The following is a 25388-nucleotide window of genomic DNA, read 5'->3' as shown; positions in this document are numbered from 1 at the left end:
TCACGCCTCGGCAGTGTCAGGATGCCGAACATGAGAGAGGGAGATCCGGCTGACCTCGGGGTCATCGAGGCGGCGGCGGCGCTTCAGGCCCGCGAGCTGTCCGCGGTGGAGCTGACCGAGGCCTGCCTGGCCCGCATCGAGGAGCGCAACGGCGGCGCGCCGACCTTCGAGGGCGCGCCCGACGCGATCAACGCGTGGGTGCGCGTGTACGCGGACGCCGCGCGCGAGGCGGCGGCCGCGGCCGACGCGCAGCTGGCCCGCGGCGACGCGCCGCCGCTGTGCGGCGTGCCGATCGGCTTGAAGGACCTCTACGACGCCGAGGGCCACCCGACGACCGCGTCCAGCCGGGTGCTGGACGGTGTCGCGCCGGCCGCGCGCGACAGCGAGATGTGGGCCCGGCTGCGGGCCGCGGGCATGGTGTTGATCGGCCACACGCACACGCACGAGTGGGCGGCGGGCGGCACCACCGACCAGGTCGGCAACCCGTGGGACGTCAGCCGCAGCGCCGGCGGGTCCTCCGGCGGCTCGGGCGCGGCGCTGGCCGCGGGCATGGTGCCGGCCGCGCTGGGCTCGGACACCTGCGGCTCGCTGCGGATCCCCGTCGCGGTCTGCGGGGTGGCGTCGATCAAGCCCACGCACGGGCGCCTGCCGCTGACCGGCGTGCTGCCGCTGGCCTGGTCGCTGGACCACCCCGGCCCGATGGCCCGCAGCGTGGCCGACTGCGCGGTGCTGTTCAACGCGATGGCCGCGGGCGCCCCGGACACGATCCCGCTGTCACCGCCACCGGCGCCGATCGACGACGTCCCGACCGCGGCCCGCGGCGGCGAGCGTCCGCTGGCCGGCCGGCGGATCGCGTTGACCGACCGGGTCACCTCGCTGGACGTCGAGGACGACGTCCTCGGCAGCCTGGACGCCGCACGCGCCGCGGCCGAGGCGCTGGGCGCGGAGATCGTCGAGCTCCCCAACGCGGGCTGGCAGACCGGCGAGGACCTCAACACGATCCTGCTCGGCGACATGGTCGCCCACCACGTCCCCTACGCGGCGGCCCGCGACCGCTACCGCGCCTCGATCCGCGAGCTGCTCGAGCTCGGCGACAACGGCGGCGTGCCGATCGCGGCCTACGTGGGCGCGCAGATGCGCCGCTCCGAGCTGACCGCGGCCTGGGAGGCGTGGTTCGCCGAGCACCGCGTCGACGCGCTGCTGGAGCCGAGCGTCCCGATGACCGCCCAGCCGCGCGGCGACGGCTACGACCCGGGCCATCTGGGCGGCGACGGCGACCCGTGGATCGTGCTCAGCTCGACCTGGGACGCGACCGGCTTCCCGGTCGTGGCGTTCCCGTCGGGGCTGGGTGCCCGCACCGGCCTGCCGGTCGGGCTGTCGATCGTCACGCCCCGCAACGGCGAGGCGACCGCCGTGGCGGTCGCCCTGGAGCTCGAGAACGTGCTGGGGAGCGTTACGGCGCGGTTCGATCCAGCCAGCTCTGGAACGGCTCGCCGGTGATCTTCTCGTAGGCCTCGACGTAGCGCTCCCGGGTTCCCGCGACGACGTCGGCGGGGATCTCGGGCGCGGGCGGGAGCTTGTCCCAGCCCGACGCGGTGGCCCAGTCGCGCACGTACTGCTTGTCGAAGCTGGGCTGACCCTGGCCGACCTGGTAGCCGTCGGCGGGCCAGAAGCGCGAGCTGTCGGGCGTGAGGACCTCGTCGCCGACGGTCAGGATGCCGTCGTCGTCCAGGCCGAACTCGAACTTCGTGTCGGCCAGGATCACGCCGCGGCTGCGGGCGTGCTCGGCGGCGAACTGGTACAGCTCGATGGACGCGGAGCGGACCTGGTCCATCAGGTCGCGGTCGCCGACCAGCTCGGCCGCCCGGTCGAAGTCGATCGTCTCGTCGTGGCCCTCTTCGGCCTTCGTCGACGGGGTGAAGATCGGGGCCGGCAGCTGCTCGGACTCCTGCAGGCCGGGCGGCAGCTCGATGCCCGAGACCGACCCGGTGGCCTGGTAGTCCTTCCAGCCCGAGCCGGTGATGTAGCCGCGCACGATGCACTCGACGGGCAGCATCTTCAGCTTGCGCACGACGAGCGCGCGGCCGCGGGCCTCGTCGGGCACGCCGTCGGTGGCCGACAGCATGTGGTTGGCCACGATGTGGCCCGACTTGGCGAACCAGAAGGCGGAGAGGCCCGTCAGGACCTTGCCCTTGTCGGGGATCGGCGTGGGATGGACGGCGTCGTAGGTGGAGATCCGGTCCGAAGCGACCATGAGCAGGCGATCGCCCAGGTCGTACATCTCACGGACCTTCCCCGACGCGATGAGCGGCAGGTCGGCGAGCGTGGTCACGGGTTCGACCTTACCCGTCGGGCCGGTCAGGCGCGGATCCCGCGCAGCACCAGTTCGGCCAGGCGGTGGGCGGCGTCGGGGCCGATCGCGCCCAGGTCGCGCAGCGAGCAGAACAGCAGGCGCAGGTCCTCGTGCCCGGCGTCGGGGTGCAGCAGCCCGGCGTCGCGGGCGCGCTGGACCAGGGCGGCCAGCGCGGCGGTCGCGCCCTCGCGCGCCTCGCGCACACCGACCGAGGTCTGGGCGGCGTCGTCCCAGGCCGACTGGGTGAGCGCGTCCTGCACGCAGTCGTCGACGGTGACGAACGTGGCGCGGCTGAGACCGTCCCACGGATCGTCGGCCTCGAGCGCCGCGCTGAACCGGTCGCGCAGCAGGTCCGCCCGGGCGATGACCAGCGCGGCGACGATCTCGTCCTTGGCGCCCACCTGGCGGTAGATGCTCCCCACGCCGACGCCCAGCTCACGGGCCAGCGCCGGCATCGGCACGTCGACGCCATCGCGGGCGAACAGCCGATCGGCGACCGCCAGCGCGCGCGTCCGCTTTTCGTCCGTTGTCAGTTTGGCCCATGGCGGCGGAATGGCCATTCCGGTACCGTAGCCCCTATGCCCCCGCTTCGGTCACGCACGGTCACCCATGGCCGCAACATGGCCGGCGCCCGCGCCCTGCTGCGCGCCGCCGGCGTCGCCCGCGAGGACTTCGGGAAGCCGATCGTCGCGGTGGCGAACTCCTACACCCAGTTCGTCCCCGGCCACACCCACCTCAAGCCGGTGGGCGAGATCGTGGCCGAGGCCGTCCAGGCGGCCGGCGGGATCCCGCGCGAGTTCAACACGATCGCCGTCGACGACGGCATCGCCATGGGCCACGGCGGGATGCTCTACTCGCTGCCCTCGCGCGACCTGATCGCCGACAGCGTCGAGTACATGGTCAACGCGCACTGCGCCGACGCGCTGATCTGCATCTCCAACTGCGACAAGATCACGCCGGGGATGCTCAACGCCGCGCTGCGCCTGAACATCCCGACGGTGTTCGTCTCGGGCGGCCCGATGGAGGGCGGCACCGCGGTGCTGGTCGACGGGACGGTGCGCACGCGCGTCAACCTGATCAGCGCGATCTCCGACGCCGTGGCCGACGAGGTCTCCGACGAGGACATCGCGATCATCGAGGAGAACGCCTGCCCCACGTGCGGCTCGTGCTCGGGCATGTTCACCGCCAACTCGATGAACTGCCTGACCGAGGCGCTGGGCCTGGCGCTGCCGGGCAACGGCTCGATCCTGGCCACGCACACGGCGCGCAAGGAGCTCTACGAGGCGGCCGGGCGCAACGTCGTGGAGATCGCCCTGCGCCACTACGACGACGATGACGACAGCGTGCTGCCCCGCAGCATCGCCACCCGCGCGGCGTTCGAGAACGCGATCACGCTCGACGTGGCCATGGGCGGGTCCACGAACACCGTTCTGCACGTCCTGGCCGCCGCGCAGGAGGCTGAGCTCGACTTCACCATGCAGGACATCGACGCGATCTCCCGGCGCGTGCCCTGCCTGACGAAGGTCGCCCCCAACGGGACCTACCTGATGGAGGACGTCCACCGGGCCGGCGGCATCCCGGCGATCCTGGGCGAGCTGTGGCGGGGCGGGCTGCTCAACGAGGACGTGGCCACGGTCCACGCGCCGTCCGTCGAGGCCTGGCTGGGCGAGTGGGACATCCGCGGGGCGCGGCCGTCCGAGCGCGCGCTGGAGATGTTCCACGCGGCACCCGGTTGCCAGCGTTCGGCCACCGCGTTCAGCCAGTCCGAGCGCTGGGAGACGCTGGACACCGACGCGGCCGACGGCTGCATCCACGACATCGAGCACGCGCACTCCAAGGACGGCGGCCTGGCCATCCTGTACGGCAACATCGCCACGCGCGGCTGCGTGGTGAAGACCGCGGGGGTCGACGAGTCGATCCTCGTGTTCAGCGGACCGGCGGTCGTGGTCGAGTCCCAGGAGGCCGCGGTCGACGCGATCCTCACCGGCGCGATCCACGAGGGCGACGTGGTGGTCATCCGCTACGAGGGCCCGCGCGGCGGACCGGGCATGCAGGAGATGCTGTATCCCACCTCCTACCTCAAGGGCCGCGGCCTGGGCAAGGCCTGCGCGCTGATCACCGACGGGCGCTTCTCCGGCGGCACGTCCGGCCTGTCGATCGGCCACGTCTCCCCCGAGGCGGCCGCCGGCGGCACGATCGCCCTCGTCGAGAACGGCGACACGATCGCCATCGACATCCCCAACCGCAGCATCACGCTCGAGGTGCCCGAGGACGAGCTGGCCGAGCGGCGCGAGCACCTGGAGGCCAACGGCGGCTACGTCCCCGCCGCCCGCGATCGGCCCGTCTCCCCCGCCCTGCGCGCCTACGCCGCGATGGCCACCTCGGCCGACACCGGCGCGGTGCGCGACGTCAACGCGGTCGAGCGCGCGGTGGCGGCGGCGGCGCAGGCGGCGCGGCAGCCGATCGGCTAGCGCGACGCGTCTCGGCGGCTCGGGCGAACGACGGGCAGCGAAGACGGACGGGCGGTGGCGGCGACGCCGACGTCCGCGAGAAGCTGGGACGCCCGCGCCCCACCTCCGCCGAGTCGCGTCTCAGTGGCGCTCAGCGCCACCGAATCGCGAATCGATCCCGCCTGGCGGGGAGCGGCGCCGCGGAAGCTTGGCTCACGCGCGTTGGCGTCGCCGGACGGCCCGTCCTCCTTCGATGATGCCGTTCGCCGCGGGCCGCCGCAGCGGCGGGCAACGAAGACGGACGGGCGGTGGCGGCGACGCCGGCGTCCACGGGAGGTGGGACGCCCGCGCCCCACCTCCGCCGAGTCGCGTCTCAGTGGCGCTCAGCGCCACCGAATCGCGAATCGATCCCGCCTGGCGGGGAGCGGCGCCGCGGAAGCTTGGCTCGCGCGCGTTGGCGTCGCCGGACGGCCCGTCCTCCTCGATGATGCCGTTCGCCGTCCGTGGCCTCAGACGAGCGGCTGGCCGTTGGGCTCGCACGGGACGGCGCCGGCGGTGCGGTACTCCGGATCGGACTGCAGCAGCGTGAGCGTGTGCTGCATCGCCGTCGGGCGCAACGAGCCGGTGACGTCGGCGTACGGTCTGGACAGGAAGGCGACGAGCATCAGGCCGCCGACCAGCACGATGGCCACGGTGCCCGCCATCACCGCCTGGCCGAACAGCGACTCGCGCGGGTCGGCGAACAACACGACGTAGAGCAGGATCGCGCCGGCGCCGAGCAGGATCACGATCCACACCGGCGAGGGCACGCGCCCGTTGGCCTCGGCCAGGCGATCGTCGCGGGCGCGCTGGACCTCCAGCAGCTCGTCGAACAGGTCCTGGTGGATCGACAGGTCGGCCGCCGTCCGGGAGGACGGGCCGATCGCGTCCTCGGCGCGGCCGAGCAGGTTGTCCACGCGGATCGACTGGCGCTGGTCGGCCATCGCGGGCCAGTCCAGCGCGATCACGGCGCGGGCGTAACAGGTGACGACGCCCTCCAGCTCCGTGCCCTGGTCGGCGGGCAGGAACTCAGCCGTCTTGTGCAGCGCGAGCACGGCGCCGGCCTCGTGCTGCGCCGCGTCGCGCCCCGCGTTGTAGCCCTGCAGCGCGACCAGCACCACGAGCGCCAGCACGACGCCGAACGGGCTGCGCGCGGCGCCCAGCACACCGGCGGCCCGCCCCGGGTCGGCCCACACACCCTCGGGGCGCAAGCGCCGAACGACGACCAGCGCAACGATCGAGACCGCCGCGCTGCCCAGGACGATGAGAAGGACCAGCGCCAGCGACACCCCGCGAACCTACGGCAGCCGCCCGACGATCTCCTCGGCGAAGCGCGTGTAGCGCGTCAGGTCGAACGTCGCGTCCAGGTCGATGCCCAGGTCGCGGGCGGCGATCAGCTCGCGCAGCGGCGTGCCGGTGTCCCAGGCGCGCTGGGCGTCCTCCTGGACGATCCGGTAGGCGTCATCGCGGGCCATTCCCGACTCGACCAACGCCAGCAGCACCCGCTGCGAGAACAGGGCGCCATGGGTGGCGTCGAGGTTGGCGCGCATGCGGTCGGTGTGGACGACCATGCCGGAGGCGATCCGGGTGCCCAGGCCGTGCATGTAGTCGAGCAGGATCGTCGCGTCGGGCAGGATCACGCGCTCGGCGCCCGAGTGCGAGATGTCGCGCTCGTGCCACAGCGCCACGTTCTCCAGGCCCGCCTGGGCGTAGCCGCGCAGCACGCGCGACAGGCCGGTGATCCGCTCGGTGGTGATCGGGTTGCGCTTGTGCGGCATCGCGCTGGAGCCCTTCTGCTGGCCCGAGCGGAACGGCTCCTCGACCTCGCGCACCTCGGTGCGCTGCAGGTGGCGGATCTCGGTGGCGAAGCGCTCCAGGCCGGCACCGGCCAGCGCGATGGCCGACAGCACCTCGGCGTGGCGGTCGCGCGGCACCACCTGCGTGGAGACCTCCTCGCCGCGCAGCCCGACCCGGGCCAGCACCCGCGCCTCGAAGTCGGGCCCCAGCGACGCGTAGGTGCCCACCGCCCCCGACAGCGCGCCGACCGCGGCCTGGGCGAACGCCGCTTCCAGGCGCAGCGCGTTGCGGTGGGCCTCCATCGCGTAGCCGGCCAGCTTGATGCCGAACGTGGTGGGCTCGGCGTGCACGCCGTGCGTGCGCCCGGTGCAGACCGTGTCGACGTGCGTGCGCGCCTGCTCGGCCAGCGCGCGGTAGTACGTCCAGGCGCCGGCCACGAGCCGCTCCCCGGCCGCCTGCAGCTGCAGGCCGAGGGCGGTGTCGAGCACGTCGGACGAGGTCAGGCCGAAGTGGATCCAGCGCCCGGCGGGGCCGGCGCTGCCCGACAGCACGTCGACGAAGGCGGCGACGTCGTGGTCGGTGATGACCTCGCGCTCCTGGACGGCCTCGACGGTGAACGTGGCGGCGCGGATCGCCACCAGGTCCTCCTCGGTCGGCCCGTCGAGTTCCTCGGCGGCGGCGACCTCGACGCGTCGCCAGGCCTCCATCTTCGCCGCGTCCGTCCAGATGGCCCCGAGCTCGGGGCGGGTGTAGCGCTCGATCACCCGGCGATTCTCGCACGGGCGTGAGGGCGACCCCTGATGCGCCGTGGTGATCGACGGGTCAGCGTGGCGACCATGCGACTGCTCACCACCGCGCTCCTCGCGGCCACCGTCCTGGCCGCCGGCGCCACCTCGGCCAGCGCCGACTCGATCGTCTACGTCAAGCGCCACAACCTGTGGCTGATGGCGCCCGACGGCTCCAAGCAGCGCCAGGTGACCAAGGACGGCACCGCGCGCGAGCCGTACATGTCGCCCTCCCAGGACGACCGCGGGCGGATCGCCGCCGGCAAGGGGTACGCGATCGTCGTGCTGAGCCGAACCGGTTCGCGCATCGCGCGGTTCGTGCCCCAGAAGCTGAAGGACACGATCGGACAGTCGACGATCGGGCAACCGACCGAGCTGGCGTTCTCGCCCGACGGGAAGCGCATCGCCTACGCGGTGACCAGCGTCGGCTGCGACGTGACCACCGACTGCGGCGTCCGCGCGGCGGTCGGCATCGTGGCCGCCACCGGCAAGGGAACCGTCACCCGGCCCGGCGAGTTCGGCGGCACCAACCCGTTCTGGATCAGCAGCAGCCGCCTGCTGTGGAACGGCGGCTACGGCTCGCAGAACCGGGTGTTCGACCTGGGCGCGACGGAGTCATGGAACTGGTTCGACGACCACGACATCCACACCGAGCCGCTCACGTCGACCGACCTGTCCGATCCGGCCGTCTCGGGCGACGGGCGCTACTACGCGGCGGTGCGCGGCTACGGCGACACCCGGCACATCATCTGGCACCGGATCACCGGACCGGTCGCGGCCGGGAACGTGCCGACCGAGCTGTGCGAGACGAACCTCGATCCGCAGGCCGCGGACCCCTCGCTGTCACCCGACGGCACGGGCCTGGCCATGGCCGACGTCGACGGCATCCAGGTCAAGCGCAACCTGGACGACTGCGACGACATCCGGCTCGTCGCCGCAGGCGGCAGCGAGCCGGATTGGGGGCCGGCGAGCTAGGCGTTGAGGATGCGCGCGGCCAGGACCGCGGCGTTCTTGGCGTTGTTGAGGCCGACGCAGGCGACCGGCACGCCGGGCGGCATCTGGGCGATCGACAGCAACGCGTCCAGGCCGCCCATGGCCGACAGGCGGCTGGTCAGCGGCACGCCGATCACCGGCAGGTCCGTGTGCGCGGCGACGACGCCCGGCAGCGCCGCCGACAGGCCGGCGCCGGCGATGATCACGCGGATCCCGCGCATGTGCGCGTTCTTGGCGTAGTCGGCCACCGTGTCGGGCTCGCGGTGGGCGGACATGACGCGGATCTCGTGCATGATCCCGCGCGCCTCGAGCTCCTTGCCCGCCTTCTCCATCTCCTCCATGTCGGACTTGGAGCCCATCACGATGCCGACGAGCGGCGAGTCCGTGGCCAGGTCCTCGAACTCGGCCTCGGCCTCGGCTTCCTGCTCGGCCTCGAGCTCCTGCTGGGCGACCAGCTCGGTCTCGCCGCGGACGAGCTCGCCCTCGCGGGTCTGTGGTGGTTGAGGAGTCATGTTGAGAGTCACACCGCCTTGGCCGCGATGTCGCGGCGCATCTGCTTGCCGTCGAAGTCGATTACGTCGGCGGCAGCATAGGCCGCTTCGCGCGCGGCCCGCACGTCGGCGCCCAGCGCGGTCACGTTCAGGACCCGCCCGCCCGCGGTGACGCACGCGCCCGCGGCGTCGAGCGCGGTCCCCGCGTGGGTCACCTCGGCCCGCAGCGCGGACGCCTTCTCCAGCCCGTGGATGACGTCGCCGCTGTGCGAGGACTGCGGGTAGCCGGCGGAGGCCAGCACGACCGTCACCGCGACCGCGTCGTCCCACTCCATCGTCGCGCCCGACAGGTCGCCCACCGCCGCCGCGCGCAGCAGCGCGACGAGATCCGAGCGCAGCCGCGGGAGCAGCGCCTGCGTCTCCGGATCGCCGAAGCGGGCGTTGAACTCGATCACCTTCGGCCCGTCGGCGGTCAGGATCAGCCCGGCGTACAGAACGCCGCGAAACGGCGTTCCGCGGCGGGCCATCTCGTCGACCACCGGCTGGTGCACGGCGGCCACGATCGCCTCGACGTCGATCCCGGCGACCGGCGAGAACGAGCCCATGCCGCCGGTGTTGGGGCCGGTGTCGCCCTCGCCGATGCGCTTGAAGTCGCGCGCGGGCGCCATCCCCAGCGCGCGCTCCCCGTCGCACAGCGCCAACAGCGACAGCTCGTCGCCGACCAGGTGCTCCTCGATCACCACGGACATCTCGCCGAAGCGCTGCCCGACCAGCATGTCCTCCAGCGCGGCCCGCGCCTCGGCCTCGTCCTGGGCGATCACCACGCCCTTCCCGGCGGCCAGCCCGTCGGCCTTCAGCACCGCCGGGTAGCTGGTGATCGCGGCCATCGCCGAGGCGACGTCGGTGTGCTCGCTCCAGCCCGCGGTCGGCACCCCGGCGGCCTCCATGACCTCCTTGGCGAACGCCTTGGAGCCCTCCAGCCGCGCCGCCGCGGCGCTCGGCCCGAAGGCCAGGATCCCGGCGTCGGCCAACCGGTCGACCAGACCGTCGACCAGCGGCACCTCGGGCCCGACCACCACGAGGTCGACCTGCTCGGCCCGCGCGACCGCCAACGGGTCGCCCTCGAGCACGCGCGCGTCGCGGGCGATCCCGGCGTTTCCGGGGGTGGCCAGCAGCTCGGGATTCTGCGGCGAGCGGTGCAGCGCGCGCACGAGCGCGTGCTCGCGGCCGCCCGAGCCGACGACGAGGATCTTCACAGGCGCGCAGCCTACGCAAGCCGCGCGGATCGCATGCGCGCCGCCGATAGCGTGGTTCCCGATCCGGCATCGTGGAACGTCGACGACCCGCCCGAGACCTGCCACACGCCGCTCCCGCGCAGGGACGGCGCCGCCCGCCGCTCGCCGTCTGGGCCGCGATCGGCGCGCTGCACCTCGTCGGCTTCGCGCTCCTGGCGCTGGCCGTCGCCGGCCCGGCGCGCGGCCTGTCGGCGTTCAGCCTGGCCACCGGCCTGCTGGCCTACACGCTCGGGCTGCGCCACGCCTTCGACGTCGACCACATCGCGGCGATCGACAACGTCACCCGTCGCCTGGGGCGCGACGGGGTCCGCACGCCGACGATCGGCTTCGCCTTCTCGCTGGGCCACAGCACGATCGTCCTGGTCCTCGTGCTCCTCCTGGCCGTCGGCGGCAGCCTGCTCAGCGGCGCGGTGCGCAGCGACGGGTCGGCGCTGCACGAGGTGACCGGGACGATCGGCCCGCTGGTGTCCAGCGTCTTCCTGCTGGCCGCCGCGGTGGCCAACGTGCGGGTCCTGTGGACCGCGCGCGACGGCGGCGCGGCGCGCCCATCGGCCGGGCCGCTCGGCCGGCTCCTGGCCCGCCCGGCCCTGCTCGTCGACCGCCCGTGGAAGATGTTCCCGCTGGGGCTGCTGTTCGGCCTGGGCTTCGACACCGCCACGGAGATCGGCCTGCTCGTCCTGGCGGGCACCGGCGTCGTCGCGCAGCTGCCGGTGTGGGCGCTGATCAGCCTCCCGCTCCTGTTCGCCGCGGGCATGACCCTGTTCGACACGCTGAACGCGGCGTTCATGGGCACGGCCTACGGCTGGAGCGCGCAGGACGCCCGGCGGCGGCGCCGCTACGACCTGGCCATCACCGGGTTCTCCGTGGCCATCGCCGCGACGATCGGCCTGCTGCAGCTGGCCCAGCTGGCCCACGAGCGGCTGCGTTCCCCGCTCGGCCCGCTGGCCCACGTCGACACCGCCGCGGTGGGCTACGTCGTCGTGGCGGTGCTCGCCGCGCTGTACTTCGGCGCCCGCTGGCTCAGGCCAGCGGGCTGATGCCGGGCGCTACAGGCCGGCGATGAAGTCGTCGATCGGGATCGCCGTCAGCGTCTCGTAGTGCACGGTTCCGCGCGAGCCGAGCTCGAGGGAGACGCGCGCCATCGTCTGCTCGTCGGGCGCCTCGACGATGTTGACGAAGTCGAAGCGTCCGAGGGTCGCCCATTGCGCCTTGACGGTCGCGCCGAGCTGCTCCACCTCGTGGTTGACCTCGCGAATGCGCTGTGGGTTGTTCTTCACGGTCTGCACGCCTTCTGGCGTGAGCGTGGACAGCATCAGGAACGTGGGCACGTCTAGCCTCCGGTGTCGGGTGCCGCTCGTTCTACCCCAATCGCCGCCGCCATGGGTCGCCGCCGACCGTCCCTGTTACGTCGCGCAGGCGCCGATCGCCTTGCACGGCGGCGGCTTCCAGCCCGATGCGCCGCTGCGGATCACCCGTGAGGGCGTGGTCGTGGCCACCGCGACGACGCTGGCCGACGGCACCTTCACGGCCACGCTGGACAGCGGGCCGATCGCCGGCGGGGTGGGCGAGACGGAGACCGAGCTGACCGTCTCCGACGCCGAGTCCAGCGTGGTGCAGCACGTGTCGGTGACGAGCTTCAGCGCCTCCTACACGCCCAAGGCCGCGTCGCCCGACGCGTTCGTGCGCTTCTCCGCGTTCGGCTTCGGGCCGGGCCGAGCCGTCTACGTGCACTACCTGCGGCCCGACGGCAGCGCGGCCGACACCGTCCGCCTGGGCCCGACGCGCGGCGTGTGCGGGACGATCAAGCGCACGACGCCGCGGCGCCTGTTCCGCTTCACCCCGAAGACGGGGCAGTGGCGCCTGCAGTTCGACACGTCACGCAGGCTGGATGCCGATGCGGCCCCGCGCATCGTCCTGCCCGTGCGCGTGGGCTGACGCCCGCGCGAGGGTTCCCCCTGATGTAGCGGCGGGCGCCGGAGGCGATGGTGGCTTCCACCACCGACTCCAAGGCAGGAGACCATGCTTCGCAGAACCCTCGTGGCGGCCGCCGCCGCCACGCTCGTCGCCGTACCGGCGGCGGCCCAGGCCGCGCCCGGCGACCTCGATCCGACCTTCGGCGGCACGGGCATCGTGCTCGACGCCGAGCCCAACAACGCCAGCGCCGTCGCGCGCACGTCCGACGGCGGCACGGTCGTGGCCACCTACGGCTGGCACGTCGTCAAGCTCCGCGCCGACGGCACGCGCGATCCCGGCTTCGGCACGGGCGGGAAGGTCGACATCGCCTTCTCGGCCGCCGCGCCGCGCAACTACGCGCTGGCCATCGACGTCGACAGCCAGGGCCGCATCGTGATCGCCGGCTACGAGGGCACCACCGGCTACGTCGTGCGCCTGCTGGCCGACGGCAGCTACGACCCCGCCTTCGGCGACGCGGCCGCCCCGTTCGGCGCCGGCCGGGTGCCGGTCAACTGGGGCCCGCAGAGCACCGAGCTGCAGGCGATGGTGCTCGACGCCGAGGACCGCCCGGTGCTGGCCGGTGCCGCCAACCGTCCCGGCCAGATCGGCACCGGGCGGATCGCCCGGCTGCGGGCCACCAACGGCGGCCTGGACTCGACGCTGGACGACGACGGCGTGGTGGAGTTCGCCCAGGAGAACACGAGCTTCTCCGACGTGGCCGTGGACTCCGACGCGCGCATCGTGGCCAGCGGCCGGCGCGGCAACGACGCCTTCCTGGCCCGCCTGACCGACACCGGGCGCATGGACACCGACTTCGGCGCGGCGCCGGAGCTGGGCACCGTCACCTACAACTTCTCCGAGGGCCGGGAGTTCGGCAGCTCGCGCGCCGAGTCGCTCGCGGTGAGCGACACGGGCATCACCTTCGGCGGTCTGACCGCCCGCGCCGACAGCTTCCTGGCCGGCTACGTCACCCGCATCCGGCCCAACGGCACGCTCGATCCGTCGTTCGGCGTCTTCTACACCACGTCGTCGGCGATCCCCTACGACGTCGCGGTCGCGCCCGACGGTGGCGTGCTGGTGGCCGACTACAACCTGGCGGTCACCCGCCTGACCAGCGCGGGCGCGCTGGACCCGGCCTTCGCCGGCGACGGTCGCGCCGAGTTCGCCGCGCCGGCCGGCGCCCCGTTCGGCGCGGGCGTCAGCGAGCTCGTGCGCTCGCCCGACGGCTCCATCACGGCCGTCGGGATCGGCCGCACGACCGCGTCGGTCAACCAGGTGCTGGTGCTGCGCCTGGCCGACGTGGGCACGGTTCCCGGGCCAGGGCCCAGCGAGGAGGAGCCGCCGCCCAGCGGCGGCGGCGCTGTGGTCACCGGGGGCGGCTCGCCGACCACGCAGGATCCCGGACCCGGGGCCGTCCCCGAGCAGCAGGCGCCCTCCCAGGACGCGCCGCCCGCGGTCCAGTCGGGCCCGCCCGGCGTGCACCGCCCGGCGGCGTGGTTCCACCGCGTGCGCCGCGCGACGGCGTTGAACGGTGAGGCCGACCAGGGCGCGGCGCGCATCCAGGTGACGATCGTCCGCCGCGACGGCCGGCGCTGCGCCACGGTGACCAGCAGCCGACGCGCCCGCCTGGGCACGCCGGCGACCTGCCGGACGCTGAAGACGCGCTGGCTGGAGGCCACGCTGACCCCGCGGCGCGGACAGACGACGACGTGGGCGCTGCGGCTCGGCGCGCGCGTCCCCGCCGGCCGGTACGTGGCCACGGTGCGGGCGCTGGACCAGGAGGGCCTGGCCGGGAAGACCGGCCAGGTCACCTTCCGGGTCCGGCGCTGAGCCGAACGGCGGCCCGGGCTGACGCCCGTCAGAGCGTCAGCGCGGGCTCGCCGACCGGCACGACGCCGGTCTTGAACACGATCTCGCCGTCGACCGCGTCGGCCTGCACGACGTCGCCCTCGCGGTAGACGCCCTCCAGCAGCGCCAGCGCGAGCTTGTCGACCAGCTGCTTCTGGATGACCCGCTTCAGCGGCCGCGCCCCGTACACCGGGTCGTAGCCGAGGTTGCCCAGCAGCGTGCGCGCTTCGTCGGTGAGCACGAGCGTGATGCCGCGGCCGGCCAGGCGCTCCAGCAGCTTGGAGGTCTGCAGCGCGACGATCTCGCCGATGTTGGAGCGATCGAGGCTGTGGAACTCGATGATGTCGTCCAGGCGGTTGATGAACTCGGGACGGAAGTGGCCCTCCGCCCCGACGCGGCCGCCGGGGATGTTGCTCGTCATGATCAGCACGACGTTCTTGAAGTCGACCGTGCGGCCCTGGCCGTCGGTCAGGCGCCCGTCGTCCATCACCTGCAGCAGGATGTTGAACACGTCGGGATGGGCCTTCTCGACCTCGTCGAGCAGCACGACGCTGTAGGGCCGGCGGCGGACCGCCTCGGTCAGCTGACCGCCCTCGTCGTAGCCCACGTAGCCGGGAGGCGCGCCGACCAGGCGCGACACCGCGTGCTTCTCCATGTACTCCGACATGTCGATGCGGACCATCGCGTCCTGGCTGTCGAACATGAACTCGGCCAGCGCGCGGGCCAGCTCGGTCTTGCCGACGCCGGTCGGGCCCAGGAACAGGAAGGTGCCGATCGGCCGGTCCGGATCGGACAGGCCGGCCCGGGAGCGGCGCAGCGCGTCGGACACGGCGCGAACCGCCTCCTCCTGGCCCACGACGCGCCGGTGCAGGCGCTCCTCCATGTGCACGAGCTTCTCGACCTCGCCCTCCATCAGGCGCGAGACCGGGATGCCGGTCCAGCGGCCGACGACCTCGGCGATGTCCTCGGAGGTGACCTCCTCCTGCAGGAACTTCAGCTCGCGGGGCTCGTCCTCCTTGGCCTCGCCCTCGGCGATGCGCGCCTCGAGCTCGGGGATCACGCCGTAGCGCAGCTCCGCCGCGCGGGCCAGGTCGCTCTCGCGCTGGGCCCGCTCCAGGTCGGCCTTGGCCTGCTCGAGGCGCTCGCGCGCGGCCGAGACGCCCTGGATGGCCTCCTTCTCGGCCTGCCACTCGGCGGTCATCGCGTCGGCCTGCTCGCGCAGCTCGGCCAGCTCGGCCTCGATCGCCTCCAGCCGGGAGAGCGACGCGTCGTCGGACTCCTGCTCCAGCGATGCGCGCTCGATCTGCAGCTGCATGATGCGCCGCTCGAGCACGTCGATCTCCTCGGGGCGCGAGTCGATCTCGATGCGCAGCCGCGAGGCCGACTCGTCGATCAGGTCGATCGCCTTGTCGGGCAGGAAGCGGTCGGCGATGTAGCGGTCGCTCAACGTCGCGGCGGCGATCAGCGCGGAGTCCTGGATGCGGACGCCGTGATGGACCTCGTAGCGCTCGCGCAGGCCGCGCAGGATGGCGATCGTGTCCTCGACGGTGGGCTCGCCCACGGTCACCGGCTGGAAGCGCCGCTCCAGCGCCGCGTCCTTCTCGATGTGCTTGCGGTACTCGTCCAGCGTGGTCGCGCCGACCGCGCGCAGCTCGCCGCGGGCCAGCATCGGCTTGAGCAGGTTGGCCGCGTCGACGGCGCCCTCGGCCGCGCCCGCGCCGACGATCGTGTGCAGCTCGTCCATGAACAGGATGACCGTGCCACCGGCCTCCTTGATCTCGTTGAGGACCGCCTTCAGGCGCTCCTCGAACTCGCCGCGGTACTTCGAGCCGGCCAGCAGCGCGCCGATGTCCAGCGAGATGACGCGGCGGTCGCGCAGCGACTCGGGCACGTCGCCGTTGACGATGCGCTGGGCCAGGCCCTCGACGATCGCCGTCTTGCCCACGCCGGGCTCGCCGATCAGGACCGGGTTGTTCTTCGTGCGCCGGCTGAGCACCTGGACGACGCGGCGGATCTCCTCGTCGCGGCCGATGACCGGGTCGAGCTTGCCCTCCTCCGCGGCGGTGGTCAGGTCGACGCCGAACTTCTCCAGCGCCTGGTACTTGTCCTCGGGGCTCTGGTCGGTGACGCGCTGGCCGCGGCGGACCTGCGAGATCGCCTCCAGGAGCGCCTCCTTGGTGGCGCCGTTGGCCCGCAGCACGTCGCCGGCCTTGCTGTTGTGCCCGGCCAGCGAGAGCAGCAGGTGCTCGGAGCTGACGTACTCGTCCTTGAGCTCGCGCATCTCGTGCTCGGCCGCGCGCAGCACGGCGACGAGCTCCGATGACGGCCCGGCGGCCTCGCCGCCCGAGGCGATCTTGGGCAGGATGTCCAGCGCGGCGTTGACCTCGCCGCGCACGGCGTCCGGGGACACGCCGAGCTTGCGCAGGACCGGCGAGACGACGCCGCCCTCCTGCTCCAGGAGCATGACCAGCAGGTGCTCGGGCATGACCTGCGGGTTGCGTCGTTCCTCGGCGAGCTGGCTCGCCGCGCGAATGGCCTCCTGGGACTTGATGGTGAATCGATCTGGGTTCACGTTCTTCCTCGTTACAAATCTAAGTCTGTCTGACTAAGATTGTGCCACATGCGTGCCTCGCGCGCAAGCGGGGTAGTCGGCGGACATGGATGCCGTCTGGATCATTCCCATCGCCCTCGCCCTGCTGATCGCCATCGGCCTGTTCTTTGTCTGGCAGAAGGGCACCAAGGCGAACATGGACCGCTACGACGGCGACGTCGAAGCGGCCATGAGCGACAACACGAGCTCGATCCCGAGCACGCCGTTGATCCCCGATCCGGTCACCGCGCTGGGCGACACGTCCGAGGCGCACGCGGACATCAACCCGCACGACATCCCGGTCGACGCGCCCGAGCGCGCCGCGGCCGAGGAGCGCTTCGAGCGCGAGCGGGAACCCCGCCGCTAGCTGCGCTCACCGACCACCGCCCGGGTAAACTGCCTGACAATTATGCGTCGGGTGGCGATCGTGGGTGGCGGCGGAGGCGTGGGCGCATCGGTGGCCTACAGCCTCCTGCTGCGTCCCGAGCACTACGACGTGACGCTGGTCGACGCCGCCGCGCACATGGCCATCTCCCACGAGATGGACCTGCAGCAGGTGATCGCCCAAGGCGCCCCGGGGACCGTGACCGTCGGGGAGCTCGACGACGTGGCCGACGCCGACGTCGTCGTGGTGACCGCCTCCGTCCCGCTGACCCTCAACCGGTCACGCAACGTCTACCTGGACGGCAACGCCGGGATCGTGGCCGAGGTGGCCGAGGCGCTCGACGGATGGGACGGGACGCTGTTGCTGGTCACCAACCCCGTCGACGTGCTGACCACCTGGATCGTGCGCCGCACCGGTCTGCCCCGCGAGCGCGTCCTCGGCTACACGCTGAACGACAGCCTGCGCCTGCGCACCGCGCTGGGCGACCTGCTCGGCGTCGACCGCCACCGCGTCGACGCCTGGATGCTCGGCGAGCACGGCGACGGCGCCGTGCCGCTGTGGGACCGCGTGATCGTCGACGGCCTGCGCACCCCGCTGAGCGAGGAGCAGCGCGCCACCGCGATTGCCTTCGTGCGCGACTGGTACGTCACGCACGTCGCCCTGGACTCCGGCCGCTCCTCGACCTGGGCCTCGGGCCACGGCGTCGCGCGGATGGTCGCGGCGCTGATCGACGGCGACGCCGACGGGCCATGGCCGGCGTCCATCCTGCTCCAGGGCGAGTACGGCCTGGACGACGTCGCGGTCAGCGTGCCGGTCACGCTGGGCGGACGCGACGGGGTCACCGCGCTCCAGGAGTGGCCGCTGAGCGACGACGAACGCGCCGCGCTGCACGCCGCGGCCCGCGACATCGCCGCGGCTGCCGCCCTGTTGAGCTAGTTGGGCAGCGCCTCGCCCAGGTAGGCGATGTGCGCGGCCATCGCGCGCTCGGCCGCCGAGCGCTGGTTGCGGCGCACGGCGCGCAGGATCGCGCGGTGCTGATCGAGGATCGTGGCACCGTCGACGTTGGCCGAGATGTGCTTGACCAGCGTGGGCTGGAGCACCTCGAGGATCCAGGCGGTCAGCGCGAGCAGCAGGTCGTTGCCGCCGGCCTGGGCCAGGATCTGGTGGAAGCGCGCGTCCGCCTCGTTGAACACCTCGGTGCCCGGCTCGGCGGTGGCCGCGTCGGCGATCGCCGCCTCCAACCGGCTGACGACCGCGGCGTCGGCGTTGGCGGCGGCGCGACCGGCCAGCGGCACCTCGAGGAACATGCGCGCGTCGAGCAGCTGGCGCATCGAGACCGTCTCCGCGGCGAGCATCAGCGCGATCGACTCGCTGACGTTGCGGCCCATGCCCTCGTTGGGCGTGCGCGCCACGAAGATGCCGCCCGAGCGCCCGCGGCCGACGCGGATCAGGTGCGAGGCCGACAGCAGCCGCAGCGCCTCGCGCAACGTCGGGCGGCTGACGCCGAACTCCTCGGCCAGCTCGGCCTCGGTGCCGATCCGATCGCCGGGAACCAGCTCCTGCTGCTCGAGGTACTGGCGGATCTGCAGGGCGATCTGCTCGCTGGCCCCCCGGACCGCCGGGCGGAAGTTGCGCGCAGGGGGCATCGCCGAACCATACGCCGGTTTCGGACGCTTCTTGAAAACACCAAACGATTTGGCGTAGGGTCGATGGCCATGGGGGACGAGACCGGGCCGACCGTGCGCGACGCGACCTTCGACGTCCTCCGCCGCCTGGGGATGACGCGGATGTTCGCCAACCCCGGCTCGACCGAGGTGTCGTTCCTGGCCGGACTGCCCGCGGATCTCGAGTTCATCCTCGCCCTGCACGAGGGCTCGGTGATCGGCATGGCCGCCGGGCACGCGATCGGCAGCGGGCGCCCCACGCTCGCGCTCGTGCACTCGATGCCGGGCCTGGGCAACGCCGTCGCGGCGATCGCCACCGCGCGCACCAACCGCGCGCCGCTCGTGGTGATCGTCGGCCAGCAGGACCGTCGCCACCTGGCCCAGCAGCCGTTCCTGGCCGCCGACCTGGAGGGCCTGGCCGGCCACTACCCGGTGTGGGTCGACCATCCGATCCGCCCGCAGGACGTGCCCGGCGCGATCGTCCGCGCGCACCACGAGGCGGCCACGCACCGCGGGCCGGCGATCGTCGTGGTGCCGATGGACGACTGGCTCGCGCCGGCGCCCGACGAGCACGAGATCTTCGGGCCCCAGCGCCTGATCCGCTCGGCCGCCGCCGATCCCGCCGCGGTCGACGAGCTCGCCGCCTTCCTGGCCGACGCGACCGCGCCCGCGCTGGTGGCCGGCGCGGGCAACGACACGCCCGCGGGCTTCGACGCGCTCGTCGCGCTGGCCGAGCGGCTCGGCGCGCCCGTGTGGCAGGAGCCGTTCGGCGCGCAGGCCGGCTTCCCGCAGGACCACCCGCGCTTCGCCGGGCACCTGCCGTCGCGCCGCACGCGCGTGCGCGAGGTGCTCGCCGCCCACGACGCCGTGCTCGTCGTCGGCACCGGCGTGCTGCGCCAGTACCCCTTCGACGAGGGGCCGCTGTTCCACCCGGGCACGCGCGTGGCGGTCGTCAGCCAGGACCCCGACGAGGTCCACCGCAGTCCGGCGGACCTGGGCGTGCTGGGCGACCCGCCCGCGACGATCGCCGCCCTGGCCGCCGCCATCGAGCCGCGCGACCCGGCCCCGCCGACCGGCCCGCCCACGCCGGCCGCCCTGCCGCCGCTGGCCGCGGGGGCGCCGCTCACCCCCGGGCACGCGCTGGCCGCGCTGGGCGCCCGGCTGCCGCGCGACACGATCATCGTCGAGGAGTCGCCCTCCAGCCGGCTGCAGATCAACGCGCACATCCCGGCGGTCCAGTCGCTGGGCTTCGTCAGCGCCACCGGCCTGCTCGGCTTCGGCCTGCCGGCGTCGATCGGCCTGCGCATGGCCGTCGCGCCGCGACCGGTCGTGGCCATCCTCGGCGACGGCGCCTCGCTCTACCAGATCCAGGCGGTCTGGAGCGCGGCGCGCTACGGCGTCGGAACCCTCTTCGTCGTCATGGTCAACGGCGGCTACGCGATCATGGATCGCCTGGCCGAGCGCACGGGGCAGCAGGGCCCGTGGCCGGCGATCGACGACGTGGACGTGGGCGGCCTGGCCCGTTCGCTGGGCTGCGACACGATGCGCGTGGGCGACCACGCCGCACTCGAAGCGGCGCTCGACGAGCTGACAGAGGGCCTGGCACAACGCCAGAGCCCGCTGCTGCTCGAGATCGTCGTCGAGCAGGACCGGGCCTTCGACCCCTGATCTCCCGGTCGTGCTCAACGGCCTGGACGGCCACGCCGGTGCCCACCGCCTCGGGCACCGCGTGGCCGCCCCGGACGCCTTCCGACACAATCACGCGTCGTGAGCACACCGCCGCGGTTCGAGCAGCCCCGCTGGGACGCCAGCGAGCAGATCGCGCTGGAGATCCGCCGTCACCTCGAGCGCAGCGGCCTGCAACCGGGCGAGCGCCTGGGCACCGAGGCCGACCTGGCCGCCGAGTTCGGCGTCAGCCGCCCCACACTGCGTGAGGCGCTGCGGCTGCTGGCCAGCTCGCACCTGATCCGCGCGACGCAGGGCCGCAACGGCGGCATCTTCGTGGCCAACACGCCCAACCAGGGCATGGGTCACAGCGTCAGCGCGTCGGTGGCCACGATGATCGCGGCCGAGTCGGTGGACCTGGTCGACCTGATGCAGGCGCGCATGTTCATGGAGTCGCCGCTGGCCGCGCTGGCCGCCGAGCACCGCACCGAGCAGACGCTTCAGGACATGGACCGCGCGGTCGCGGCGGCCGAGGGGCTCGAGCCCGGCACCCCGGAGTTCAACGCCGCCGACGCGGCGTTTCACCGGGCGATCGCCGAGGCCGCCGGGAACGAGCTGATGGTCGCGTTCACCGGCTGGACGCTGGACGTGCTGCAGCCGCACCTGGCCGACGAGATCGCCCCGCGCGCGGCGAAGGCGGCGATCCTCGACCAGCACCGCGCGATCCTGCGCGCGATCCGCCGCGGCCAGCCGGCCGCGGCGGAGAAGGCGATGCGCGCGCACATCGCCTATCTGCGCGAAGTGGTCGCGGGGCTCTAGGCGTCGAGCGCCACCCAGACGCTCTTGATCTCCGTGTAGAGCTCCAGCGCGTACTTGCCCATCTCGCGCCCCCAGCCCGACGACTTGAAGCCGCCCCAGCTGGATCCGGCGTCGACCGGGTTGGGCATGTTCACGAACACGGTGCCCGCGTGGATCTGCGCGGCCAGGCGATGCGCCCGCGCGACGTCGCGCGTGTACACCGACGCCGCCAGCCCGTACTGCGTGCCGTTGGCCAGCCCGGTGACCTCTTCGGGATCGTCGTAGGGCAGCACCTGCAGCACCGGCCCGAAGATCTCCTCCTGGGCGCTGGGCATCGAGGAGTCGACGTTGTGCAGCACCGTCGGGCGGTAGAAGTTGCCGCCCTCCAGGTCGAGGTCGCGGTCGCCGCCGGCCACCAGGTCGGCGCCCGCCGCCTGCCCGCGCTGCACCAGGTCGTGCACCTTGTCGAGGTGCTCGGCGGAGACGAGCGGCCCCAGGTCGGTGTCGGCCTCCATGCCGTGCCCGAGCTTCATGCCCGACACGGCGGCGCCGGCCTTCTCGGCGAACTCGTCGGCGCGCGAGCGATCGACGTAGAAGCGGCTGTAGGCGGCGCACACCTGACCGCTGTTGAGCAGCGCGCCCTGGAGCGCGCCGCCGACCGCGGCGTCGATGTTGGCGTCGTCCATGATCACCACCGGCGTGTGACCGCCGAGCTCGAGCGACACGCGCTTGAGGTTGCCCGCCGATGCGCGCACGATCGCCCGGCCCACCTCGGTCGAGCCGGTGAAGCTGACCTTGTCGACATCGGGATGCTCGGTGATCGCCTTGCCCGTGTCCGGACCGCCGGTGATCACGTTGACCACGCCCGCGGGGACGCCCGCCTCGGCGATCAGCTCGGCCAGGCGCAGCGTGGTCAGCGACGTCTGCTCGGCCGGCTTGACCACGCACGTGTTGCCGCAGGCGATCGCCGGGGCGATCTTCCACGAGGCGATCAGCAGCGGGAAGTTCCACGGGGTGATCAGCCCGCACACGCCCAGCGGCTCGCGACGCGTGTAGTTGAACACCGGGACCAGCGGGAACGAGTTGGGGAGGACGTCGCCCTCGATCTTCGTGACCCAGCCCGCGTAGTAGCGGAAGTGCTCGGCCACCGCGGGGATCGAGACGTTGCGCGAGATGCCGAACGGCTGACCTTGGTCGCGCGTCTCCAGCTCGGCCAGCTCGTCCACGTGCTGGTCGACCAGCTCGCCGACCCGCCACAGCAGCTGCGCGCGCACGGACGGCGCCATGTCGCGCCAGGCCGGGTCCTCGAACGCCGCGCGGGCCGCCGCGACCGCCGCGTCGACGTCGGACCGGCCCGCGTCGGCGATCGTGGCCAGCAGGTCGCCGTTTCCGGGATCGCGCGACTCGAACGACGCACCGGACGCCGCGTCGACCAGCTCTCCGGCGATGAACAGCTTGTTGTCCGTCGTGGTCACGCTCATCGCGCGGCCTCCTCTGCGTTCAGGGACAGGGCGGCCGGGCGGGCCTCGCCCAGGGCCGAGATGATCAGGTCCGACGCGCGCTCGCCGATCATCACCGCGGGCGCGTGCGTGTTGCCCGTGGTGATCTGCGGCATGATCGACGCGTCGGCCACGCGCAGACCCTCGATGCCGTGCACGCGCAGCTCGGGATCGACGACCGCCCGGTCGTCGACGCCCATCCGGCACGTGCCGACCTGGTGGTGGTAGGTGATGACCTGCTCGCGGATGTACTGGCGCAGCTGCGCGCCGTCTCGCACGCCGGGCCCGGGCAGGACCTCGGTCGGACCCCACTGCGCCAGCGCCGGCTGACGCCCGATCTGGCGGCACATCTCCACCGCGAAGGCCATCGTCTCGATGTCGATCTCGCGCGACAGCAGCGCGGGGTCGATGTGCAGCGGCGCCGTCGGATCGGCGCTGGTCAGCGTGATCGCACCGCGGCTGGCCGGGCGCACGATCGCGCCCTGCAGCGTGAAGCCGCTGGCCGGCCCCTCCATGCCCTCGGGGTACAGCGGGAGGTGGAAGAAGATCGGCTGGATGTCGGGGCCGGCCAGGTCCGAGCGGCTGCGCCAGAACAGCTGGCCGTGCAGCGGCTGCAGCCCGGGCACGGTCGGCGGCACCTCGCGCTCGGTGGTGAAGATCACCGGCACGAGCAGGTGGTCGTGCAGGTTCTGGCCCACGCCGGGCGAGGCGACGCGCACGTCGATGCCGTGGCGGGCCAGCTCGTCCTGCGGGCCGATGCCCGAGAGCATCAGCAGGCGCGGCGACTCGATCGTGCCCGCGCAGACGACCACCTCGTGCTCGGCTTCGATCCGCTCGACCTCGCCGTTGGGGCCAGCCACCTCGACGCCCGTGCAGCGCTCCCCGCTGAAGGTCAGGCGCAGCACGTGCGCGTTCGTGCGCACGGTCAGGTTGGGGTGGCCGGCCACCGGCGTCAGGAACGCCTGCGCGGTGCTGTGGCGCTTGCCGTCGCGGATCGTCAGCTCGCAGAAGCCGACGCCGTCCTGGCGCGGGCCGTTGCAGTCGTCGTTGAACGGGATGCCCAGCTCGGTCGCCGCGTCGACCGCCGAGGCGATCGTCGGGTGCGGCTCGTAGTCGGCGATCACGCCGAGCGGGCCGCCGACGCCGTGGTACTCGCCGGCCCCGCGGCTGAAGTCCTCGCTGCGCTTGAACAGCGGCAGCACGTCGTCGTAGGCCCAGCCGCGGTTGCCCAGGTGCGCCCACGTGTCGTAGTCGCTGCGGCTGCCGCGCACGTAGATCATGCCGTTCAGGGCGCTGGAGCCGCCGAGCACGCGGCCGCGCGGCCAGTGCAGCTGACGATCCGCGCAGGCCTTCTGGGGCGCGGTGCGGTAGCCCCAGTCCTCCGGGCCGTCCCACAGGTTGAACAGCCCGCCCGGGTCGTGGATGTCCGGGTTCGTGTCGGGCCCTCCGGCCTCGAGCACGAGCACGTCGAGATCGGCCTCGACGAGACGGCGGGCGATGACCGCGCCGGCCGAACCGGAGCCGATCACGATGACGTCGTGGCTGCGCATTTGTTGGCGGCCCTCCTCTCTCCTCGGGGGCAGTGTGCGCGCGGTCAGGCCACCTGGCTTGGAGCGTGGAGCACAGGCCTTGCCGCTCCGTGCACGTACCTCAGGCCAGGCCGGCGCGACGGTACTGCGACGGCGTTGTGCCGAAGGCGCTGCGGAACAGCCGGCTGAAGTGCGCCGGGTCGCTGAACCCGCGGCGCAGCGCGATCGACGTGACCGTCAGATCGGCCAGCGCCGGGTTGCGCAGGTCCGCGCGGCAGCGCTCCAGGCGGCGGGTGCGGATCCAGCGCGACACGCTGACGCCGTCGGCCTCGAAGAGCTTGTATAGGTAGCGGCGCGAGACGTAGTGCTCGGCGGCGATGCGGTCGGGCGACAGGTCGGGGTCGCCGAGGTGCTCGTCAATGAACTCGCGGATGCGCCGGCCGAGCTCGTCGCGGGCCGAGGAGTCGATGCCGTCGCGCTCCTGCAGGCGCGTCGTGCACAGGTTCTCGACCAGCGAGATCGCGCTCTGGGCCGCCCGCTCGACCTCGGCGGTGACGCCGCCGGCCAGCGCGATGCGCGACAGCCGGTCCAGGAATGGGGCCAGCAGCCAGCCCACGCCGTGGTCGCCGGGCACGCAGGTGGCGGTGATGCGGCTCATGCGCTCGGGGCCGATGGCCACCGAGTCGTGGGGCAGCATGCAGACCAGGATGTGCATCGGCCCGTGCGCGGACAGGGAGTACGGACGCGTGCAGTCGACGATCGTGAAGTCGCCCGCGGTGATCTCCGTCTCGCGGCCGTCCTGGGCGATGACGATCCCGCCGTCGACGACGAGCTGGAGCTTGAAGTAGCGCCCGTCGGAGTCGTTGGTCAGGCGCTTGGTGCGTGACACCCCGTGCGCCGAGGTGATCAGCTCACAGAACTGCACCTCGGCCATCGACGTGCCGCGCATCCAGCCGCGGAACGGCTGGCCGGGCATCGTCGTGACCTCCATCGGCACGAACATGCGCGAGCTGGCGTCGGCCCAGTAGTCGTGGCGCTCGGCCGGCGGCACATCCGCGGTGTTGACGACGACGGTCATGGCGGACTGGGTCTCCCGGTACGGTCCTCCCCGTGAGCGAACGCTCGACTCCTTCCGGGTCGCAGACCCTCGAGCGCGGGCTGCGCGTGCTGCGGGTTCTCGCGGAGCATCCAGATGGATTGTCCGTGTCCGCGCTCGCCCATGCGCTGGATACCCATCGCGCTGGGATCTATCGA

Annotated in this window: 22 protein-coding genes and 1 pseudogene; 11 read left to right on the top strand and 12 right to left on the bottom strand. The window is 73.0% G+C overall.

Features of this window, described 5'->3' with window-relative positions:
• Positions 1-30: 30 nt before the first annotated feature.
• Positions 31-1500, top strand: coding sequence for an amidase (locus ACZ5UI_RS22265; protein ID WP_464191163.1), 1470 nt, complete (start codon positions 31-33; stop codon positions 1498-1500).
• Here the strand turns inward: ACZ5UI_RS22265 and ACZ5UI_RS22260 are convergent.
• Both ACZ5UI_RS22260 and ACZ5UI_RS22255 read right to left on the bottom strand, forming a co-directional pair.
• The gene (locus ACZ5UI_RS22260; RefSeq protein WP_464191161.1) at positions 1454-2332 is read right to left on the bottom strand and encodes a phosphoribosylaminoimidazolesuccinocarboxamide synthase; all 879 of its coding nucleotides are present in this window, start codon (positions 2330-2332) and stop codon (positions 1454-1456) included. The genes ACZ5UI_RS22265 and ACZ5UI_RS22260 overlap by 47 nt on opposite strands.
• A gap of 26 nt (positions 2333-2358) precedes the next feature.
• Complete coding sequence (locus ACZ5UI_RS22255; protein ID WP_464191158.1) at positions 2359-2913, bottom strand: TetR/AcrR family transcriptional regulator; 555 nt, start codon at positions 2911-2913, stop codon at positions 2359-2361.
• A gap of 18 nt (positions 2914-2931) precedes the next feature.
• On the opposite strand from ACZ5UI_RS22255, the gene ilvD reads away from it, so the two are divergent.
• Positions 2932-4824 (top strand): dihydroxy-acid dehydratase, encoded by a 1893-nt coding sequence (gene ilvD / locus ACZ5UI_RS22250; RefSeq protein ID WP_464191156.1) that lies wholly within the window; start codon positions 2932-2934, stop codon positions 4822-4824.
• A gap of 488 nt (positions 4825-5312) precedes the next feature.
• Here the strand turns inward: ilvD and ACZ5UI_RS22245 are convergent, their stop codons facing one another.
• Complete coding sequence (locus ACZ5UI_RS22245; RefSeq protein WP_464191155.1) at positions 5313-6131, bottom strand: bestrophin-like domain; 819 nt, start codon at positions 6129-6131, stop codon at positions 5313-5315.
• Between the two features lie 9 nt (positions 6132-6140).
• The gene (purB, locus tag ACZ5UI_RS22240; protein ID WP_464191153.1) at positions 6141-7403 is read right to left on the bottom strand and encodes an adenylosuccinate lyase; all 1263 of its coding nucleotides are present in this window, start codon (positions 7401-7403) and stop codon (positions 6141-6143) included.
• A gap of 72 nt (positions 7404-7475) precedes the next feature.
• Between purB and ACZ5UI_RS22235 the strand changes: the two genes are divergently transcribed.
• Positions 7476-8399: a TolB-like translocation protein gene (locus tag ACZ5UI_RS22235; protein WP_464191151.1), complete on the top strand. Its 924-nt coding sequence runs from the start codon at positions 7476-7478 to the stop codon at positions 8397-8399.
• Here ACZ5UI_RS22235 and purE read toward each other — a convergent pair.
• Together purE and purD are read right to left on the bottom strand one after the other, a co-directional pair.
• The gene (purE, locus tag ACZ5UI_RS22230; protein ID WP_464191149.1) at positions 8396-8929 is read right to left on the bottom strand and encodes a 5-(carboxyamino)imidazole ribonucleotide mutase; all 534 of its coding nucleotides are present in this window, start codon (positions 8927-8929) and stop codon (positions 8396-8398) included. The two genes, ACZ5UI_RS22235 and purE, sit on opposite strands and share 4 nt — an antisense overlap.
• 8 nt (positions 8930-8937) lie before the next feature.
• Positions 8938-10164 (bottom strand): phosphoribosylamine--glycine ligase, encoded by a 1227-nt coding sequence (gene purD, locus ACZ5UI_RS22225; RefSeq protein WP_464191147.1) that lies wholly within the window; start codon positions 10162-10164, stop codon positions 8938-8940.
• A gap of 71 nt (positions 10165-10235) precedes the next feature.
• On the opposite strand from purD, the gene ACZ5UI_RS22220 reads away from it, so the two are divergent.
• A complete protein-coding gene (locus ACZ5UI_RS22220; RefSeq protein WP_464191145.1) occupies positions 10236-11240 on the top strand; it encodes a HoxN/HupN/NixA family nickel/cobalt transporter in 1005 nt (334 codons plus the stop codon).
• Positions 11241-11249: 9 nt separating this feature from the next.
• On the opposite strand, the gene ACZ5UI_RS22215 is transcribed toward ACZ5UI_RS22220, so the two are convergent.
• Positions 11250-11531 carry a GYD domain-containing protein gene (locus ACZ5UI_RS22215; protein WP_464191143.1) on the bottom strand — a complete coding sequence of 94 codons (282 nt, stop codon included), beginning with the start codon at positions 11529-11531 and terminating at the stop codon, positions 11250-11252.
• Positions 11532-11550: 19 nt separating this feature from the next.
• On the opposite strand from ACZ5UI_RS22215, the gene ACZ5UI_RS22210 reads away from it, so the two are divergent.
• Together ACZ5UI_RS22210 and ACZ5UI_RS22205 are read left to right on the top strand one after the other, a co-directional pair.
• Positions 11551-12138 (top strand): hypothetical protein, encoded by a 588-nt coding sequence (locus ACZ5UI_RS22210; RefSeq protein ID WP_464191141.1) that lies wholly within the window; start codon positions 11551-11553, stop codon positions 12136-12138.
• An 84-nt stretch (positions 12139-12222) separates the two neighbouring features.
• Positions 12223-13986 (top strand): NHL repeat-containing protein, encoded by a 1764-nt coding sequence (locus ACZ5UI_RS22205; protein WP_464191139.1) that lies wholly within the window; start codon positions 12223-12225, stop codon positions 13984-13986.
• Positions 13987-14014: 28 nt separating this feature from the next.
• On the opposite strand, the gene clpB is transcribed toward ACZ5UI_RS22205, so the two are convergent.
• The gene (gene clpB, locus ACZ5UI_RS22200) at positions 14015-16576 is read right to left on the bottom strand and encodes an ATP-dependent chaperone ClpB (protein ID WP_464191137.1); all 2562 of its coding nucleotides are present in this window, start codon (positions 16574-16576) and stop codon (positions 14015-14017) included.
• Between the two features lie 85 nt (positions 16577-16661).
• On the opposite strand from clpB, the gene ACZ5UI_RS22195 reads away from it, so the two are divergent.
• Together ACZ5UI_RS22195 and ACZ5UI_RS22190 are read left to right on the top strand one after the other, a co-directional pair.
• Positions 16662-16961 carry a hypothetical protein gene (locus ACZ5UI_RS22195; protein ID WP_464191135.1) on the top strand — a complete coding sequence of 100 codons (300 nt, stop codon included), beginning with the start codon at positions 16662-16664 and terminating at the stop codon, positions 16959-16961.
• A gap of 42 nt (positions 16962-17003) precedes the next feature.
• On the top strand, positions 17004-17915 hold the full coding sequence (locus tag ACZ5UI_RS22190; RefSeq protein ID WP_464191133.1) for a malate dehydrogenase: 912 nt from the start codon (positions 17004-17006) through the stop codon (positions 17913-17915).
• Here ACZ5UI_RS22190 and ACZ5UI_RS22185 read toward each other — a convergent pair.
• Positions 17912-18625, bottom strand: a complete 714-nt coding sequence (locus tag ACZ5UI_RS22185; RefSeq protein WP_464191131.1) for a FadR/GntR family transcriptional regulator — start codon at positions 18623-18625, stop codon at positions 17912-17914. The genes ACZ5UI_RS22190 and ACZ5UI_RS22185 overlap by 4 nt on opposite strands.
• Before the next feature lie 69 nt (positions 18626-18694).
• Here ACZ5UI_RS22185 and ACZ5UI_RS22180 point away from each other — a divergent pair, with 69 nt between their 5' ends.
• Together ACZ5UI_RS22180 and ACZ5UI_RS22175 are read left to right on the top strand one after the other, a co-directional pair.
• On the top strand, positions 18695-20311 hold the full coding sequence (locus ACZ5UI_RS22180; RefSeq protein ID WP_464191129.1) for a thiamine pyrophosphate-binding protein: 1617 nt from the start codon (positions 18695-18697) through the stop codon (positions 20309-20311).
• A 99-nt stretch (positions 20312-20410) separates the two neighbouring features.
• Positions 20411-21127 (top strand): FadR/GntR family transcriptional regulator, encoded by a 717-nt coding sequence (locus ACZ5UI_RS22175; protein WP_464191127.1) that lies wholly within the window; start codon positions 20411-20413, stop codon positions 21125-21127.
• Here ACZ5UI_RS22175 and ACZ5UI_RS22170 read toward each other — a convergent pair.
• The 3 genes from ACZ5UI_RS22170 to ACZ5UI_RS22160 form a co-directional block, all read right to left on the bottom strand.
• The gene (locus ACZ5UI_RS22170) at positions 21124-22587 is read right to left on the bottom strand and encodes an aldehyde dehydrogenase family protein (RefSeq protein WP_464191125.1); all 1464 of its coding nucleotides are present in this window, start codon (positions 22585-22587) and stop codon (positions 21124-21126) included. The genes ACZ5UI_RS22175 and ACZ5UI_RS22170 overlap by 4 nt on opposite strands.
• A complete protein-coding gene (locus ACZ5UI_RS22165; protein WP_464191123.1) occupies positions 22584-24155 on the bottom strand; it encodes a GMC family oxidoreductase in 1572 nt (523 codons plus the stop codon). Before ACZ5UI_RS22165 ends, ACZ5UI_RS22170 begins: the two co-directional genes overlap by 4 nt.
• Before the next feature lie 100 nt (positions 24156-24255).
• Positions 24256-25212: an AraC-like ligand-binding domain-containing protein gene (locus ACZ5UI_RS22160; protein ID WP_464191121.1), complete on the bottom strand. Its 957-nt coding sequence runs from the start codon at positions 25210-25212 to the stop codon at positions 24256-24258.
• A 32-nt stretch (positions 25213-25244) separates the two neighbouring features.
• On the opposite strand from ACZ5UI_RS22160, the pseudogene ACZ5UI_RS22155 reads away from it, so the two are divergent.
• Positions 25245-25382, top strand: a pseudogene (locus ACZ5UI_RS22155) (helix-turn-helix domain-containing protein); the annotation flags it as partial.
• Positions 25383-25388 lie beyond the last annotated feature (6 nt).

The organism is Conexibacter sp. JCM 18997 (assembly GCF_055391915.1).
Note: the sequence above shows the minus strand (reverse complement) of the source record. Positions and strands in the feature narration are given on the sequence as shown.